We start from the raw sequence: 15303 nt of genomic DNA on the forward strand, positions 1-15303 counted from the left end.
GGTGCCCACCGCCGGTGCGGTGGGCGGCCGGTCGGTCGGGCATCTCCGGCAGCCTCACCCAGGTTCTGCCGTCTCCGTTCTGCTGTTCTCGGTGAGCGCCGCCGCGTGGCGGGATGTTCTGCGGCGGCGTACCGCCCCGGCCAGCAGGCCCACCGCGCCTGCCAGGGCCAGGCCGAACACCAGGAGCGGGATCACGGCGAACCAGGGTGTCTCCCAGGCGTCGCCCGCGTCGCCCAGGTAGGTGATACCGGCGACGGTGACGAAGAGGCCGGCGATCAGCTTTCCGGGCTGGAACTCATGACGAGGCACGGGTCACCTCCGCCTGTCCCACGCCTACACCGAGGTCCAGGTCGACCGTGCCGGCGTCGCCCCCGCCGACCGGCGACAGCGTGACCTGCTTGTGCTTGCCGGGTGCCACGTCCACGTCCTGCTTCCCCTCGCCGGGCAACTGGATGTCACCTATGCCGACCTCGATCTCCGCCGCCACCGTCACATCCTTCGGCACGATCACCTCGATCCTGCCCACGCCCACCTCGACCGCGGTCGTCACCGTCTGCCCCTTGGCGAGGCGCAGCCCGGTCAGGTCCAGCGTGGCGACGCCCGTACCGAGGTCGTACCTCGGCTGTACGTCTGCCACCGCGGCCGGTGTCCACTCCGTGCGCACCCAGTGGGAACTGACGTCCTTGGGCAGTGCGGCCGAGCCTGCCAGCAGAGCTGCCGTGATGATCGCCAGGAAGATCGAGCCGGCTCCCGTACGGCCGAGGAACGCGCTGACCGCGATGCCGACACCGAACACGATGAGCGCGCAGGCCAGGCCGGTCTGCAAGCTGGTGGCGAGTGCCCCGTCGTCCCATCTCGCGGCCGTGCCGAGGAAGCCGGCGAGGAGGGCGAGCAGAAAGATCCAGCCGCCGATCCAGCGCGGGCCGCGCGGCTTCGGCTGGCTGGGCCAGGAGGTCCGTATGCCCGGATGCGATCCGCCGTAGTTGCCGTAGGTGATGTTGACCGCTGCCGTGATGTCACGGTCGCGGGTGTCGGGAGGGCCCCACAGATAGCCCGTACCGCCGACGTGGGTGCCGTCCTTGACGATGGGGTCGCGCCACCAGGAGGGGTAGGCGGAGGGGGCCGGGGGCGCCTTGGCCTCCGGTGGGGCGTCGGCGACGGCCTGGGCGGCCAGCGGGTCGGGGTCGGGGGCGCCGCGGTTGCGCGACCAGTAGCCGGCGCCCGCGAGGAGAATGGACAGTATGACGGCGAAGGACAGCACCCCGCCGTTCTTCAGCATCGTCAGGAACACCCCGCAGCCGACCAGGGCGAAGAGCACGGCCGTCAGTGCCTGGCCGTCCACACGGCCGGTGAGCAGCTTGCGGACCTCGTTCTCCTCCTCGTCGTCGTACGGCACGAACAACCAGGCGAAGCCGTAGAAGATGAGGCCGATGCCGCCGGTCGCGGAGAGCACCGCGAGCGTGATCCGGAAGATCACCGGGTCCATGTCGCACGTCCGCCCGAGCCCGGCGCAGACTCCGCCCAGCATCTTCTGCCGTCGGTCGCGCCGGAACCTGGCCGGCAGCTGATCGTCCGTTGCCGCGTGCTCGGGTGCGCGCGGTTCCCCTTTCTCCGCGGGCGGGGTCGCCGCGGCGGGCGCGGCATCCTGCGGCCCGGCGCCCTGGGCGGGGCGTGGGCCGGAGCCGGGTCCCGGACCCGTCGCGGCGTGTGCGTGATCTGTCATGAGTCCATGGTGGCGCTTGAGGCGGCCCGGCGGCAGCCGGTATGACCCTGGACGAACCCTGATATCGGCCCTGAGACGGGGCGGGGGAAGCGTTCGACGGCAGCCGGGCTCGAAGATCAGGGGAGTCTCGGGGGCGGACCCTGATGCCCGGGCCCGCCGGGCGTGTGAACATCGATGGCATGCCCGAAGCCGCAGCGTTGCCACTCGTCGAACCGCGGCCCCCGCGCAAGCTCTACCGCAGCAGCGACGGACGCTGGCTCGGAGGCGTGGCGCGGGGGCTCGCCGGGCATCTCGGGCTGCCCGTGATCTGGCTGCGCCTCATGTTCGTCGGCCTGTTCATGGCGGACGGACTCGGCGCGCTGCTGTACGCGGCCTTCTGGTTCTTCGTCCCGCTCGGGGTCGGCGGCGTGGAGGCGCAGCGGCCCCCGTCCCTCGTCAGCACCGAGACCTCGCCGGACGGGCGCCGCAGACTGGTCGCCCGCAAGCCGGACAAGGGGCAGATGGTCGCCCTGCTCCTCATGGTCGTCGTGGCGATGGTCTTCGTCGGCAACGTGAATCTCGGCGGCGGTGCCAAGGCCTATCTGTTCCCGACGGTGCTCGTCGCCGCCGGCGTCGCCCTGGTCTGGCGCCAGGCGGACAACGCACGGCGGGCCCGCTGGATGGAGGTCGGCAGCCGTCGGCGCACCCTCACCCTCGTCCGGGCCGCGGCCGGCGTCATGCTGGTCACGGCGGGAGTGTCCGGCGTCTTCGTCCTGCAGGGCTCCGCCGCCCACCTCGGCTCGGTTCTGCAGGCGGCGCTCGCGGTGCTGGTCGGGATAGCGCTGCTGGCCGGTCCGTATCTCGTGCGGATGACCCAGGACCTCTCCGAGGAGCGACTGATGCGCATTCGCGCGCAGGAGCGCGCGGAGGTCGCCGCCCATGTGCACGACTCGGTGCTGCACACCCTGACCCTGATCCAGCGCAACGCGGAGAGCCCGAACGAGGTGCGTCGCCTCGCCCGCGCCCAGGAACGCGAACTGCGCAACTGGCTCTACAAACCGGAGGGCACAGGAAAGGACGAGGCCGACGAGCCGGCCACTCTCGCCGAGGCGGTGCGGCGCAGCGCGGCCGAGGTGGAGGACAAGCACGGCGTCCCCATAGAGGTCGTGGTCGTCGGTGACTGCCCGCTCGACGACAGAACCGGCGCACAGATGCAGGCCGCGCGGGAAGCGATGGTGAACGCCGCCAAGTACGGTGGCGAGGGCGGCGCGGTGCAGGTCTATGCCGAGGTCGAGGGCAGGACGGTCTTCGTGTCCGTCCGGGACCGCGGACCCGGCTTCGACCTCGACTCCATACCCGCCGACCGCATGGGCGTCAGAGAATCGATCGTCGGCCGTATGGAGCGCCACGGCGGTACGGCGCGGCTGCGCGCGGTACCGAGCGGCGGCACGGAGGTCGAGCTGGAGATGGAGAGGGCGGAGAACACGTCATGAGCGAGGCGCACGGGGACAACAGGCAGACCGGGGCGGCCGGTTCGGCGGAGTCGGCCGAACCGACAGGACCTGCCGTACCGGCCGGACCGACGGCATCCGCCCCAGCCGTACCGGACGCACCGGCAGGCCGGTCCGCTGCCGCTGCCGCCGCCGACGGCAGCGGCAGCGGTGACACGGGCGGCCGGCGGGTGCGTGTGGTGCTCGTCGACGACCACCGGATGTTCCGTACGGGTGTCCAGGCCGAGATCGGGGAGACCGAGCGCACCGGCGTCGAGGTGGTCGGCGAGGCCGCCGACGTCGACCAGGCGGTCACGGTCATCACCGCCACCCGGCCCGAGGTGGTCCTCCTCGACGTCCATCTGCCGGGCGGGGGCGGTGTCGAAGTCCTGCGCCGCTGTGCGCCGTTGATGGGCGACGCCACCCAGCCGGTGCGCTTTCTGGCACTGTCCGTCTCGGACGCCGCCGAGGACGTCATCGGTGTGATCCGCGGCGGCGCGCGTGGCTACGTGACGAAGACGATCACCGGCACCGACCTCGTCGACTCCGTCTTCCGCGTCCAGGACGGCGACGCGGTGTTCTCGCCGCGCCTCGCCGGGTTCGTCCTGGACGCGTTCGCCTCCACGGACGCCCCGCCGGTGGACGAGGACCTCGACCGCCTTACCCAGCGCGAGCGTGAGGTACTGCGGCTGATCGCCAGGGGCTATGCGTACAAGGAGATCGCCAAGCAGCTCTTCATCTCCGTGAAGACGGTGGAGTCGCATGTGTCGGCGGTGCTCAGGAAGCTCCAGTTGTCGAACCGGCACGAGCTGACGAGGTGGGCCACGGCACGGCGCCTGGTCTAGGGGGAGAGGGGTGCTCCCAGAGGACGACGTTGTCTCAGACCACCCTCGTGGCGCCCGCGAGCGGCATCTCGCCCAGAGGTGCCACCCGTACCGGCGCAGACGGGTTCGGGGCGTGGATCATCTGGCCGTTGCCCACGTAGATGCCCACATGGCTGATGCCCGAGTAGAAGAACACCAGGTCGCCGGGGAGGAGTTCGGACGGTGAGACCCGCTGGCCGGCGTTGATCTGGGCGTAGGTCGTGCGGGGCAGGGAGATGCCCGCAGAGCGGTACGCGGCCTGGATGAGGCCCGAGCAGTCGAAGGCGTCCGGCCCGGTGGCGCCCCACACGTAGGGGCTGCCGAGCTTCTGATAGGCGTAGGCGACAGCCGCCGCCGCACGGGAGTTGGGTGCCTCGGCCACTCCGGAAGCCCCGGCCGCACCGGGGGTCCCGGTGGCTCCGGTCGCCCCTGCTGCCCCCAGGCCCTCCCGCGCGCTCCCCGACGACCGTGAAGCGTGCCCCCAGCCACCGCTGCCGCCCTCCGTCGCGAGCCGGGCGCGTTCCTCCGTGGTGAGGCGGGACAGCAGCCTGCGGGCCTCGCCCAGCTTTCCCGTCACGGTCTTCTTGTGGCGGTTCAGCTCGGCCTGGCGGGACTTGAGGGCGGCCAGCTCGACGTGGGCGGCCCCGCGCAGCTGCTCGATCTCCCGCAGCTGCTTGCGTACGCGGGCCACGTTCGACGCCTGTCTGGTGCCCGCCCGTTCGGCGAACGCGGCGCCGTCCAGATAGCCGTCGGGGTCGTCGGAGAGGGCGAGCTGCAGCGCGGGGTCTAGCCCACCGGACCGGTACTGCGCCGCGGCCATCGAGCCCAGCGCCTCCCGCGCCGAGTTGAGCCGCTCCTCCTTGCGTGCCGCCTCGTCCCGCAGGGTGCCCAGCCGCCGCTCCGCCCGTTCGGCCTTCTCCTTCGCGCCGTTGTACTTCTCCGTGGCGACCTCCGCCTCCTCGTACAGCCTGGTCACCTTGGCCTCGACCTGCGCCGATGTCAGCTGTGGCTCGGCGTGTCCGATGCCGTCGAAGCCGGTCGCCGTCGCCGCGCCCGCGAGGGCGATCGTCGCGGCGGTACGGGCCGTATTGCCGTTGAGTGAGCGCTGTCGGGGCTTGCGGTGCGCGGCCACGGGGGCGTCACGTCCTTTCGTACGACCGCCACCACGACGACCGCCGGAAGGCTGCCTGGGAAGCGGACCCAGGAGGGCGGTTGCGCGTCCGGCGACGGCTCGCACAGGGGGAGCGGTCCGCCGCCGGACTTTCTCGGCGGTGGTGTCCGACTGCCGCCCCTGGCCCGGGCGGCGGTGGGGAGCCGGTCACCTGGTGGAGGACGCTAAACCTGAGGGTGTGGTGGGGTAACGGCATGTACGGAACTGGTCTCAGCCGACCGTCGGGTGACCGCATGCGACCGTGATCCCCTTCCGGCGTCGCCGACTCGCGCAGAGGGCTGACCGATGCGGCGATTCACGGGGCGCGTGGCGGTTACAGGGTGCTATGGGGTGCATATATGCGAGGTGCCTTCAACCACAGGGCGCCTGGCGGACACCTCGGGCGGACACCTCACGAACCCCGTACGCCCGGCCCGGTGTCATACGGCGCGTGCGCCTCTGGCTAGGCTCCGGCCCATGGACGTACTCATCCATCTCTGTGTCGGCCTGCACATCATCGGCATCGCCTCCCTCCTGGGCGGGTTTCTCACCCAGCTGAAGGCGATGGGGCAGGGCACGGCCCGCTTCGTGCCGGCGATGCTGCACGGCGCGTTCACCATGCTGGTCACGGGGGTCGCCCTGGTGGGCCTCAACCAGGCCGACGACCAGCCGGTCAACAACGTCAAGATCGGCGTGAAGCTGGCCCTGCTGATCGTGATCCTCGGCCTCGTCTATGTGAAGCGGGACGACGAGACCGTGGACAAGCGTCTGTTCGGCCTGGTGGGTCTGTTCACCACGGCGAACATCTTCATCGCCGTGCTCTGGACCTGACCCACCGACCTCCCCCGTCGGCTGTGCGTCAGGCCGGGCGCACCACGCTGTGGATCGCCGACTCACCGTCGTAGAAGATCGATTCCTCGCGGACGTACGCACCCGGCTTCGGTGCGTGGATCATCATTCCGTTGCCGATGTACAGGCCGACATGGCTGATGCCTTCGTAGAAGAAGACCAGGTCACCGGGCTGGATGTCGGAGAGGGGGACGGTTGTGCCCGCGTTCACCTGGTCGTAGGTGGTGCGCGGAAGGCTGACGCCGGCGGCGCGCCAGGCGGCCTGAGTAAGGCTCGAACAGTCGTATGAATCTGGTCCTGTCGCACCCCAGACATACGGCTTGCCGACCTGTGCGCGTGCGAAGGCGAGGGCTTTCTCCGCCTTGCCGGCGTACGAGGAGTCGGGGACCGCGGGCGTGGGGGTGTCCGAGGAGGCGGTGCCCGGCGACTGCTGCGCCGCCGCTGCCGCGTCCTGCTGACGCTGCTGCTCCGCGGCCTGCTGCTGCCGGGCGAGTTCCTCCGCCTGGCGGCGGGCGTCGGCCTGCTTCTCGCGTTCGATCGCCGCGAGCCGCAGCTTCTCCTCGGCGGTGAGACGGGAGAGCAGCCGGCGGGCCTCCACCAGCTTCGTCTGCACGGCCGTCTTGGTCGTCTGCAGCTCGTCCTGGGACTCCGTGAGCGCGTCGAGACTCGCGGCGGCCTCCTGGCGCTTCCGCGTCGTCTCGGCCTGCTGGGTGATGTACTCGTCGACCGTGTCCTTCTGGCGGGCGGTCATACGGTCCATCAGCTGGTTCTGGTCGAAGTAGTCCTGCGGGTCGTCCGCGAGCAGGAACGTCGCTGTGTCGGGGGCGACGGATCCCGTGCGGTACTGGGCCGCGGCGAAGGAACCCAGCTCCTCGCGCGCGTCGTTGAGCTTCTGGGTGCGCCGGGCCACGTCGTCCATCAAGGTGTCGACGCGACCCTGCTGCCTGGCGGCCCGCTCCTTGGCGGCGTTGTACACGTCGGCGGCCGACTCGGCCTTGTGGTAGAGGTCATCGACCTCCGCCTCGACCTCCTCCACGCTCGGCTTGTCGTCGGCCGAGGGCGCCGGGGGAGTGGTGGGCTCCGTGGGCGCGGCGTTGGCGGTCTGGGTCAGCAGGGCGACGGAAGCGGTCAGGGCCGCCGTGGCGAAGGCCGGGGTCCGTATGCCTGCTACGCGCGTTCCCGTAGGACGCGACTTGCGGTGCGACGACGCCAAGGGAGGCGACTCCTTCCACGTTCCGCCTACCGGGTTAGCTGTCGGGTTCGGGCGGGTGGTTCGGAAGGGTTGCCCTACGGTCCTTGCCCTGGACGGCAGTCGGACCGATTCACCCCAAGTTCTCGGTGGGTCCCCGGCTCCTGCCGCACAGGGCGGCACGATCGGACTCGGCGGAGGCCGCGCGGCCCGGCGATGTTCGCCGGTGGAGATCGAGCGGCCTTACGGCACGCTAACCAACAGGTGTGGCTCCTGTGAAGGTTGATGACCGCTATGCCCGATACGTTTTTGTGACCTCGGCCCTAAACATCGCTCTGTGAATTCGATTCAGGGTGATATGAGATTAATTAGCATGTTGTATGTAGTTCGGTCGGGCGGTCGAGTGGCGGCAGGAGCTTCGGGCCGGCTGTGTTCGGCGGATGTTTTCGGGGTGGCGGCGGGTTGTCAGTGGGGGCGCCTAGACTCGGAGAGCGATGAGCAGCCTCTTTGACGACAGCTTCCTGGCGGACCTCCAGGGCCCTCGGGCCCACGCGGAGGAGCCCCCGCCACCGCCCGAGGACGAGCATGTTCCGGAGACCGTTCCGGACGACCTGTTCGGCGGGAAGTTCGACGCGCCGCCGGACCGGGACGCGTACTACCGCGACGGCGCCCCGCGCCCCGTGGTGGACCCGGCCGCGCTCCTGGACGGGCTGAACGAGAACCAGCGCGCGGCCGTCGTGCACGCCGACACCCCCCTGCTCATCGTGGCGGGCGCCGGCTCCGGCAAGACACGTGTGCTCACGCACCGCATCGCGTATCTGCTCGGCGAGCGGAGTGTCCATCCCGGCCAGATCCTCGCGATCACCTTCACCAACAAGGCCGCCGGGGAGATGAAGGAACGCGTCGAGCAGCTCGTCGGCCCGCGCGCGAACGCGATGTGGGTGATGACCTTCCACAGCGCGTGCGTACGGATTCTGCGGCGGGAGAGCAAGAGGCTCGGCTTCACCTCATCCTTCTCGATCTACGACGCCGCCGACAGCAAGCGGCTGATGGCGCTGGTCTGCCGCGATCTGGACCTGGACCCCAAGCGCTTCCCGCCCAAGTCCTTCAGCGCGAAGATCTCCAACCTGAAGAACGAGCTGATCGACGAGGAGGACTTCGCCGCCCAGGCGAGCGACGGTTTCGAGAAGACCCTCGCCCAGGCGTACGCGATGTACCAGTCGCGGCTGCGTGAGGCCAACGCGCTCGACTTCGACGACCTGATCATGACGACGGTCAACCTGCTGCGCGCCTTCCCGGACGTCGCCGAGCACTACCGCCGCCGCTTCCGGCACGTCCTCGTCGACGAGTACCAGGACACCAACCACGCCCAGTACGCCCTCGTACGGGAACTCGTCGGAACGTCCGAGCACCCGGTCGACGTACCGCCCAGTGAGCACGATCTGCCTCCCGCCGAGCTGTGCGTCGTGGGAGACGCCGACCAGTCGATCTACGCCTTCCGGGGCGCGACGATCCGCAACATCCTCCAGTTCGAGGAGGACTACGCGGACGCGACGACGATCATGCTCGAACAGAACTACCGTTCCACGCAGACGATCCTGAGCGCCGCCAACGCGGTCATCGAGCGCAACGAGTCCCGCCGCCCCAAGAACCTGTGGACCAACGCGGGCGCGGGCGCGCGCATCACCGGCTATGTCGCCGACACTGAGCACGACGAGGCGCAGTTCGTCGCCGAGGAGATAGACCGGCTGACGGACGCGGGCGACGCGAAGGCGGGTGACGTCGCCGTCTTCTACCGGACGAACGCCCAGTCGCGTGTCTTCGAGGAGATCTTCATCCGCGTCGGCCTGCCGTACAAGGTCGTCGGCGGTGTCCGCTTCTACGAGCGCAAGGAGGTCCGGGACGTCCTGGCCTACCTGCGCGTCCTCGCCAACCCCGAGGACTCGGTGCCGCTGCGCCGCATCCTCAACGTGCCCAAGCGCGGCATCGGCGACCGCGCGGAGGCGATGATCGACGCGCTGTCCCAGCGCGAGAAGATCAGCTTCCCGCAGGCGCTGAAGCGGGTGGACGAGGCGTACGGGATGGCCTCCCGCTCGACCAACGCCGTCAAGCGGTTCAACACGCTGATGGAGGACCTGAGGACGATCGTGGAGTCGGGCGCCGGCCCGGCGACCGTCCTCGAAGCGGTCCTCGAACGCACGGGCTATCTCGCCGAGTTGCAGGCGTCGACCGACCCGCAGGACGAGACCCGGATCGAGAACCTCCAGGAACTCGCCGCGGTGGCCCTGGAGTTCGAGCAGGAGTCGGGGGCGGCCGCCGAGGCGGGGGAGGCCGATGGGCCCGCCGAGGGTGAGGCGGCCGCCCCGCCCGGGCTCGCCGCGTTCCTGGAGCGGGTCGCCCTGGTCGCCGACTCCGACCAGATCCCCGACGAGGACGACGACGGCTCGGGCGTCATCACGCTGATGACCCTGCACACCGCCAAGGGCCTTGAGTTTCCCGTGGTGTTCCTGACCGGCATGGAGGACGGCGTCTTCCCGCACATGCGTGCTCTCGGCCAGGCCAAGGAACTGGAGGAGGAGCGACGGCTCGCGTACGTCGGCATCACGCGCGCGCGTGAACGCCTGTATCTGACGCGGTCGTCGCTGCGCAGCGCCTGGGGTCAGCCGTCGTACAACCCGCCCTCGCGTTTCCTGGAGGAGATCCCGGCCGCCCATCTGGAATGGAAGCGCACGGGCGCGATGGCTTCGGCGACCTCCTCCGGCCCGGTCTCCGGGGTGGCGTCCTCGCTGTCGTCCTCGCGCTCGCGCACCGCGGCCTCGGGCGCGTCGGGTTTCGCCACGCGCCGGGGCGGAGTCGAGAAGCCGGTGGTCGCGCTGGCCGTCGGGGACAGGGTCACGCACGACCAGTTCGGTCTGGGAACCGTGGTGGGCGTGAAGGGCACCGGCTCGAACGCCGAGGCGACCGTCGACTTCGGCGAGGACAAGCCGAAGCGGCTGCTGCTGCGGTACGCGCCGGTGGAGAAGCTCTGACCGGACGCCCGGGCATCGTCGAGATGCCCGGGTCACGCCGGTGACACAGGTGAAGGGGTGCGGGAACCTGAACCGGACGTGACTACGTCGGGTCGAGGCCGTGGCTGCGCAGCCACGGGAGCGGGTCGATCGCCGAGCCGCCGGCGGGCCGAACCTCGAAGTGCAGGTGCGGTCCGGTCGAGTTGCCGGAGTTCCCGGAGTACGCGATGGGCTCGCCGGCCTTGACCGTCGTACCGGACGCGACCTGGTAGCTGGAGAGGTGGCAGTACCAGGTCTCCGTGCCGTCCTTGTCGGTCAGGATCAGCATGTTGCCGTAAGCACTGTTCCACTGGGTCCGGACGGTGCCGTCGGTCGCGGCCATCACCGTCGTGCCGTACGAGACCGGGAAGTCGATGCCGGTGTGCACGGACATCCAGTTGATGCCGGCCTGGCCGAAGTAGGCGCTGAGGCCGCGCTGCGCGACCGGAAGGGCGTACTTGGGGCGCAGTCGCTCCTTGCGGGCCGCCTCCGCCGCCGCTGCCTTCTTGTCGGCGAGTTGCTGGGCCTTGAGGTCGATACGTTCCTGCGTCCGGCTGGCCCGGTCGGCGAAGTCGTCGGCGCCCGCGGAGAGGCTCTCCAGCTGGGAGTCCAGCTTGTTGTTCGCGGTGGACGGCTTCACGGCGACGCCGTCGGGCGCCGACGCCGTCGTGTTCTGCGCCTCGTCACCGTTCAGCCCGCCCACGGAGGCGGCGGCGATACCGGCGACCCCCATCACACAGGCGGACGGGACGGCGATGGTCAGCAGAGCGGAACGTTTGGCCGGGGTGCGCCGCCGGGACCGGCCCGCGTTGCGCGCCGCCGTACGGGACGCCGCGCGGCCGGCGCCGGGCACGATGCCCGGGGCGAGCTCTTCCTGACCGTCGAGCAGCGGGGCCTCGGCGGGGAGTTCGCCGTCGGTGACGAGGTCCGACTCGTCGTGGGCGAGCCCGTGCAGGTCGTACTCCGGTACGTCCGCCAGGTCCGTGATCTGCTCGAACATCGCGGTGGCCCGCTGGTCGTACTCGTGCTCGTGGTCGTACTCGGCGGACGGGGCGGACGCGCTGTCCGGGCCGCTGTCCGAGTTCCACTGCGTGGCGTCGTACACACCGGTGTCGGAGACCTGCGTGCCCCATTCCCACTGCTGGGTCTGGTCGGCCGTGCCGGTCTGCTCGGGCTGGGTCCAGCTGCCGGCGTCCTGCTCCCAGAGGGGGGACCCCCAGCCGTTGGTCTCGCTGCCCGGGGGCGGTGACTGCGCGGGGATGTCGGCGAGTTGCTGGTAGCCGGGCGCCCAGGTGGTGGTGTCGTACGCCCCGGTGTCGTAGGCGGCGTGGTGCTGGGCCGCGTACGCGTCGTAGTTCAAAGTGTGGTGACTGCCGGTGGACCACTGGGAGTTGTCGTAGGAACCGGTGTCGCCGCCCGGCATATTGCCGAAGAGCGGGTCGGTTTCGAAATTTCCCGTGGTGGTACCCGTGCCCAAGTCCGCGTCCAAACCGTTGGCGAAGGTGGGGTCGTACGTGGTGAAGTCACCAAAAGGGACTTCCTCTGTGCCGTACGACGCGTACTGAGCCGTCGCGGCATCGGAAGCCGGAGCCGGGGCGGTCATCGCTCCCGACGGGTGACGTTCGTTCACCAACTTCTCTTTCGCCTCGACAACAGGGGCTGGCAGAGCAGTGCGGCGACTGTACCCGGCGGTATGCGGGCGCGACAATCTTCTGCAGGTTTCGTGCCTGAGGGAAACGGGCAATCGGCCGTGTTTCGGGGGACTGCGGGCACGGGTTTGGCCTGGCGTTCGAAGATTGTTCGAATTTTGCGGGCCGCTCGGCGCTCATGAGCCGCCTGTGGCAGGCGTTTTGGGCGGGTCCTACGCCACGGTCAGTCCACCGGTTCGTGCCCGGTCGGACCGTGCTCCGGCGGAGAGGATGTCGTCGCTCTGGTCCAGGGCCTGCCGTATCCCGGTCGCGACGGCCGGGTGCACGGGCAGGGCGAGGTGACCTACGCCGGTGACCTGCACGTTCTGCGCGGACAGGTCCGGGTGGTCGACGCAGGCCGTCTCCGGCGGGTCCATCAGGTGGTCCAGATCGCTCCAGAAGCTGACGAAGCGCGTACGGCAGTCGGGTGCGGGCAGGCGCAGCTCCTCGATGACATCCGAACCGGGACGCATCTGCCGGACGATCGGATGCGCGTCCGCCAGCGGAACGACGCGGGTGCCGGAGTGCGGGGTCCCGAGGGTGACGAGCGTACGGACGCGGAGATCACCGCCGAGGCGCTGCACGTAGTAGCGCGCGATCAGGCCGCCCAGGCTGTGCCCGACGATGTCCACCCGTGGCTGGCCCGTGCGCCGGCATGTCTCCTCTATGTGCCGACCGAGCAGCTCCGCCGCGGTGCGGATGTCGCAGGTCAGCGGTGAGTAGTTGAGCGACTCGATCTGCTGGCGGCCGTGCTGGGCCAGGGACCGGCGCAGCAGGACGAAGACGGAGCGGTTGTCGATGAAACCGTGGAGGAGGACGACCGGGGGTTTCGGCTCCGCCGGCAGGTGCGCGGTGACGGTTTCGGGGAGCTCGACGGGGTCCGGGATGGCCGCGGCCCGGCGTTCCTGGGCGATGCCCGACGGATAGAGGAGCAGGTGTCCCGCCAGGATCGCCAGCTCCAGGGCCGTCGCTTTGAGGAGGGCGGCGGAGAGACCCGTCAGTCTGCTCGGCAGAACGCGCTGGCAGAGCGGAAGCAGGGGCAGTGCTGCCCATGTGACCTTCATGGCCGACCTCCTGTCGGCACGCGGAGGACTTCTCCGGCCCCCGTGTGCCCTAAGTGGGGGTCGCGACGAGGACGGCCGGTGGTGGTGGCGTCGGCGGTGGTGCGCGAGTGGGGCGTGCGGCGGGTGGGACGCCAAGGGGGTGCTGAAGCTCCTTGCCGTACGGCGACGAAGCTCCCCGCTGTCGTGCCCTGCTGCCCTTCGTTGCCATCTCCGACACACCGCCCCGCCTTGCCCGCCCCGGCGCGTGGCTCGCGACGCGGTGGTGCGACGACCTCGATGCGGCTCCCCTTGCGCCGGTCCCACCGGTGCGCGGCGAACGTGTCCCACCGTGTGATTTCCCCCTCGGCACCGGTCGTGAAACTGCCGGTTGGGGGATGCTTGACCTGACGTTCGGTCACTTCAGGGAGGCAGCGATGGGTGCGGCAGCCGGTCCGATCCGCGTGGTGGTGGCGAAGCCGGGGCCCGACGGCGACGACCGCGGGGACGAGGTGCTCGCGCGGGCGCTGCGTGACGCCGGTATGGAGGTCATCTACACGGGCCTCCACCAGACGCCCGAGCACATCGTCGGCACCGCGATCCAGGAGGACGCCGACGCGATCGGGCTCTCCGTCCTCTCCGGCGCCCACAACACCCTCCTCCCGGCCGTGATCGACCTTCTGCGCAAGCACGACGCGGCCGACATCAGGGTCTTCGGCGGCGGGAGCATCCCCGAGGCGGACATCGCCGCGCTGAAGGAGAAGGGAATCGCGGAGATCTTCACGCCGGAGGCGACCAGCGCATCGGTCGTGGAGTGGCTACGGGCGAACGTACGGGAGTCGGCGGGAGCGTAGGGCCGGGGTGCGGGTTGCTCTCGGTCGCGGGTCACGCTTCGCCCACCGCCCCGCCCGTCGCCAGTTCCTCCGCCATCGCCGCGCGGAGGCGCAGTGTGCCCACCAGGCGCTGGAATGCCTCCGCCCAGTAGCTTCCCGCGCCCGGTGACGCGTCCTCCCCTTCGTCCGGGATCGCCAGCAGGCCGTCGAGGCGGCCGGCCTCGGAGGGGTCCAGGCAGCGTTCCGCCAGCCCCATCACTCCGCTGAAGCTCCATGGGTAACTTCCCGCGTCCCGCGCGATATTGAGCGCGTCGACCACTGCCCGCCCGAGCGACGGAGCCCACGGCACCGCGCACACCCCGAGCAGTTGGAAGGCCTCGGACAGCCCGTGCGTCGCGATGAACCCCGCGACCCACTCGGCCCGTTCGGCGGAGTCCAGCGTGGCGAGCAGCTTGGCCCGTTCCGCCAGGGACACCGCTCCGGGCCCGCCCGCCTCGGGTGTCGAGGGCCTGCCGAGCAGCGCCCGGGACCAGTCGGCGTCCCGCTGCCGCACCGCCGCCCGGCACCACGCGGCGTGCAGCTCACCCTGCCAGTCGTCGGTCACCGGCAGCGCCACGATCTCCTCCGGCGTACGTCCGCCGAGCCGCGCCGACCAGGAGCCGAGCGGGGTTGCCTCCACCAACTGGCCGAGCCACCACGACCGTTCGCCCCGACCGGCCGGGGCCTTGGCCACGACACCGTCGCGCTCCATTCCCGCGTCGCACTCGTGCGGTGCCTCGACGACGAGCGCGGGCCCGCCTCTCGTGTCGTCACCGCCGCTGTCCGCGCTGTCCGCGCTGTCCGCGCTGTTCGTGTGGTCGAGCGCGACACACGCACCCGCCCGGACCGCCATCCGGGCGGCGAGCGCCGAATCAGGGAGGGCGGACAGCAACTCGGCCGCTGTCGCGCGGACGTTGCGGCTGCGGTCGGCCAACGCGCGCTCCAGGAAGGGCTCGTCCTCGGCGTGCAGTCCCATGCGGAGCGAGTCGAGGAACATCAGCCGGTCCTCGGCGCGCTCCGTCGACCAGGTGGTCTCCAGCAACTCCCGTGCGGCGGCGGGCTCTCGTGCGCGAATCGCCGCGAGGAGGGAGACGCGTTCGGCGAACAGGCCCTCCTGCCACAGTCGCCGGATCCGGTCCGACTCCTCGACCCCGGGCAGGGCCGTGCCCCCGCCCGGGGTCGAGCGCAGGGCGAACCGCCAGTCCGTGTTCAGCCGGGCGAGCCACAGCGCGCGCGGACCCGCGAACGCCAACGCCGCCGGGCGCAGATCCGTACGCCCCCTGGCTGCGTCGAGCAGTGCGGGCAGCGTCTGGGGAGGGGCCGCGTAGCCATGTGTGTTCGCCGCAGCGAGCCATTGGGGCAGCAGCTCCATCAGATCCGGTGCCGCGCCCCGGCGACCGCTGCCGCCAGGAG

The 15303-nt window shown here is 70.6% G+C and carries 12 protein-coding genes and 1 riboswitch; of the genes, 5 read left to right on the forward strand and 7 right to left on the reverse strand.

Annotated elements, in window-relative coordinates; translation table 11 throughout:
- Positions 1-54 precede the first annotated feature (54 nt).
- Positions 55-309 (reverse strand): hypothetical protein, encoded by a 255-nt coding sequence (locus tag STRTUCAR8_RS43180; protein ID WP_006382757.1) that lies wholly within the window; start codon positions 307-309, stop codon positions 55-57.
- The gene (locus STRTUCAR8_RS43185; protein WP_044473887.1) at positions 296-1723 is read right to left on the reverse strand and encodes a PspC domain-containing protein; all 1428 of its coding nucleotides are present in this window, start codon (positions 1721-1723) and stop codon (positions 296-298) included. Before STRTUCAR8_RS43185 ends, STRTUCAR8_RS43180 begins: the two co-directional genes overlap by 14 nt.
- A 143-nt stretch (positions 1724-1866) precedes the next feature.
- Between STRTUCAR8_RS43185 and STRTUCAR8_RS43190 the strand changes: the two genes are divergently transcribed.
- Together STRTUCAR8_RS43190 and STRTUCAR8_RS43195 are read left to right on the forward strand one after the other, a co-directional pair.
- Positions 1867-3195: an ATP-binding protein gene (locus tag STRTUCAR8_RS43190; RefSeq protein ID WP_006382778.1), complete on the forward strand. Its 1329-nt coding sequence runs from the start codon at positions 1867-1869 to the stop codon at positions 3193-3195.
- Positions 3192-4037 carry a LuxR C-terminal-related transcriptional regulator gene (locus STRTUCAR8_RS43195; RefSeq protein ID WP_006382772.1) on the forward strand — a complete coding sequence of 282 codons (846 nt, stop codon included), beginning with the start codon at positions 3192-3194 and terminating at the stop codon, positions 4035-4037. Before STRTUCAR8_RS43190 ends, STRTUCAR8_RS43195 begins: the two co-directional genes overlap by 4 nt.
- A 34-nt stretch (positions 4038-4071) precedes the next feature.
- Here the strand turns inward: STRTUCAR8_RS43195 and STRTUCAR8_RS43200 are convergent, their stop codons facing one another.
- Entirely contained in the window at positions 4072-5187 is a 1116-nt protein-coding gene (locus STRTUCAR8_RS43200; RefSeq protein WP_006382753.1) for a C40 family peptidase, read from the reverse strand.
- Between the two features lie 495 nt (positions 5188-5682).
- On the opposite strand from STRTUCAR8_RS43200, the gene STRTUCAR8_RS43205 reads away from it, so the two are divergent.
- Positions 5683-6036, forward strand: coding sequence for a hypothetical protein (locus STRTUCAR8_RS43205; protein WP_006382776.1), 354 nt, complete (start codon positions 5683-5685; stop codon positions 6034-6036).
- A gap of 28 nt (positions 6037-6064) precedes the next feature.
- On the opposite strand, the gene STRTUCAR8_RS43210 is transcribed toward STRTUCAR8_RS43205, so the two are convergent.
- Positions 6065-7267, reverse strand: a complete 1203-nt coding sequence (locus STRTUCAR8_RS43210) for a C40 family peptidase (RefSeq protein ID WP_006382762.1) — start codon at positions 7265-7267, stop codon at positions 6065-6067.
- Positions 7268-7275: 8 nt separating this feature from the next.
- Positions 7276-7450: riboswitch (cyclic di-AMP (ydaO/yuaA leader) on the reverse strand.
- Between the two features lie 287 nt (positions 7451-7737).
- Here STRTUCAR8_RS43210 and pcrA point away from each other — a divergent pair.
- Positions 7738-10272, forward strand: a complete 2535-nt coding sequence (pcrA, locus tag STRTUCAR8_RS43215; protein WP_006382752.1) for a DNA helicase PcrA — start codon at positions 7738-7740, stop codon at positions 10270-10272.
- A gap of 82 nt (positions 10273-10354) precedes the next feature.
- Here the strand turns inward: pcrA and STRTUCAR8_RS43220 are convergent, their stop codons facing one another.
- Both STRTUCAR8_RS43220 and STRTUCAR8_RS43225 read right to left on the reverse strand, forming a co-directional pair.
- On the reverse strand, positions 10355-11920 hold the full coding sequence (locus tag STRTUCAR8_RS43220; RefSeq protein WP_100247781.1) for a M23 family metallopeptidase: 1566 nt from the start codon (positions 11918-11920) through the stop codon (positions 10355-10357).
- Between the two features lie 231 nt (positions 11921-12151).
- The gene (locus STRTUCAR8_RS43225) at positions 12152-13042 is read right to left on the reverse strand and encodes an esterase/lipase family protein (protein WP_006382748.1); all 891 of its coding nucleotides are present in this window, start codon (positions 13040-13042) and stop codon (positions 12152-12154) included.
- A 413-nt stretch (positions 13043-13455) separates the two neighbouring features.
- Here STRTUCAR8_RS43225 and STRTUCAR8_RS43230 point away from each other — a divergent pair, with 413 nt between their 5' ends.
- Positions 13456-13872, forward strand: a complete 417-nt coding sequence (locus STRTUCAR8_RS43230; RefSeq protein WP_006382771.1) for a coenzyme B12-dependent isobutyryl CoA mutase small subunit — start codon at positions 13456-13458, stop codon at positions 13870-13872.
- A gap of 31 nt (positions 13873-13903) precedes the next feature.
- Here the strand turns inward: STRTUCAR8_RS43230 and STRTUCAR8_RS43235 are convergent.
- A partial coding sequence (locus tag STRTUCAR8_RS43235; protein ID WP_006382773.1) for a DUF5691 domain-containing protein occupies positions 13904-15303 on the reverse strand: 1400 nt, incomplete at its 5' end.

The sequence above is a fragment of the Streptomyces turgidiscabies Car8 genome, from assembly GCF_000331005.1.
In the GTDB taxonomy this organism is placed as follows: domain Bacteria; phylum Actinomycetota; class Actinomycetes; order Streptomycetales; family Streptomycetaceae; genus Streptomyces; species Streptomyces turgidiscabies.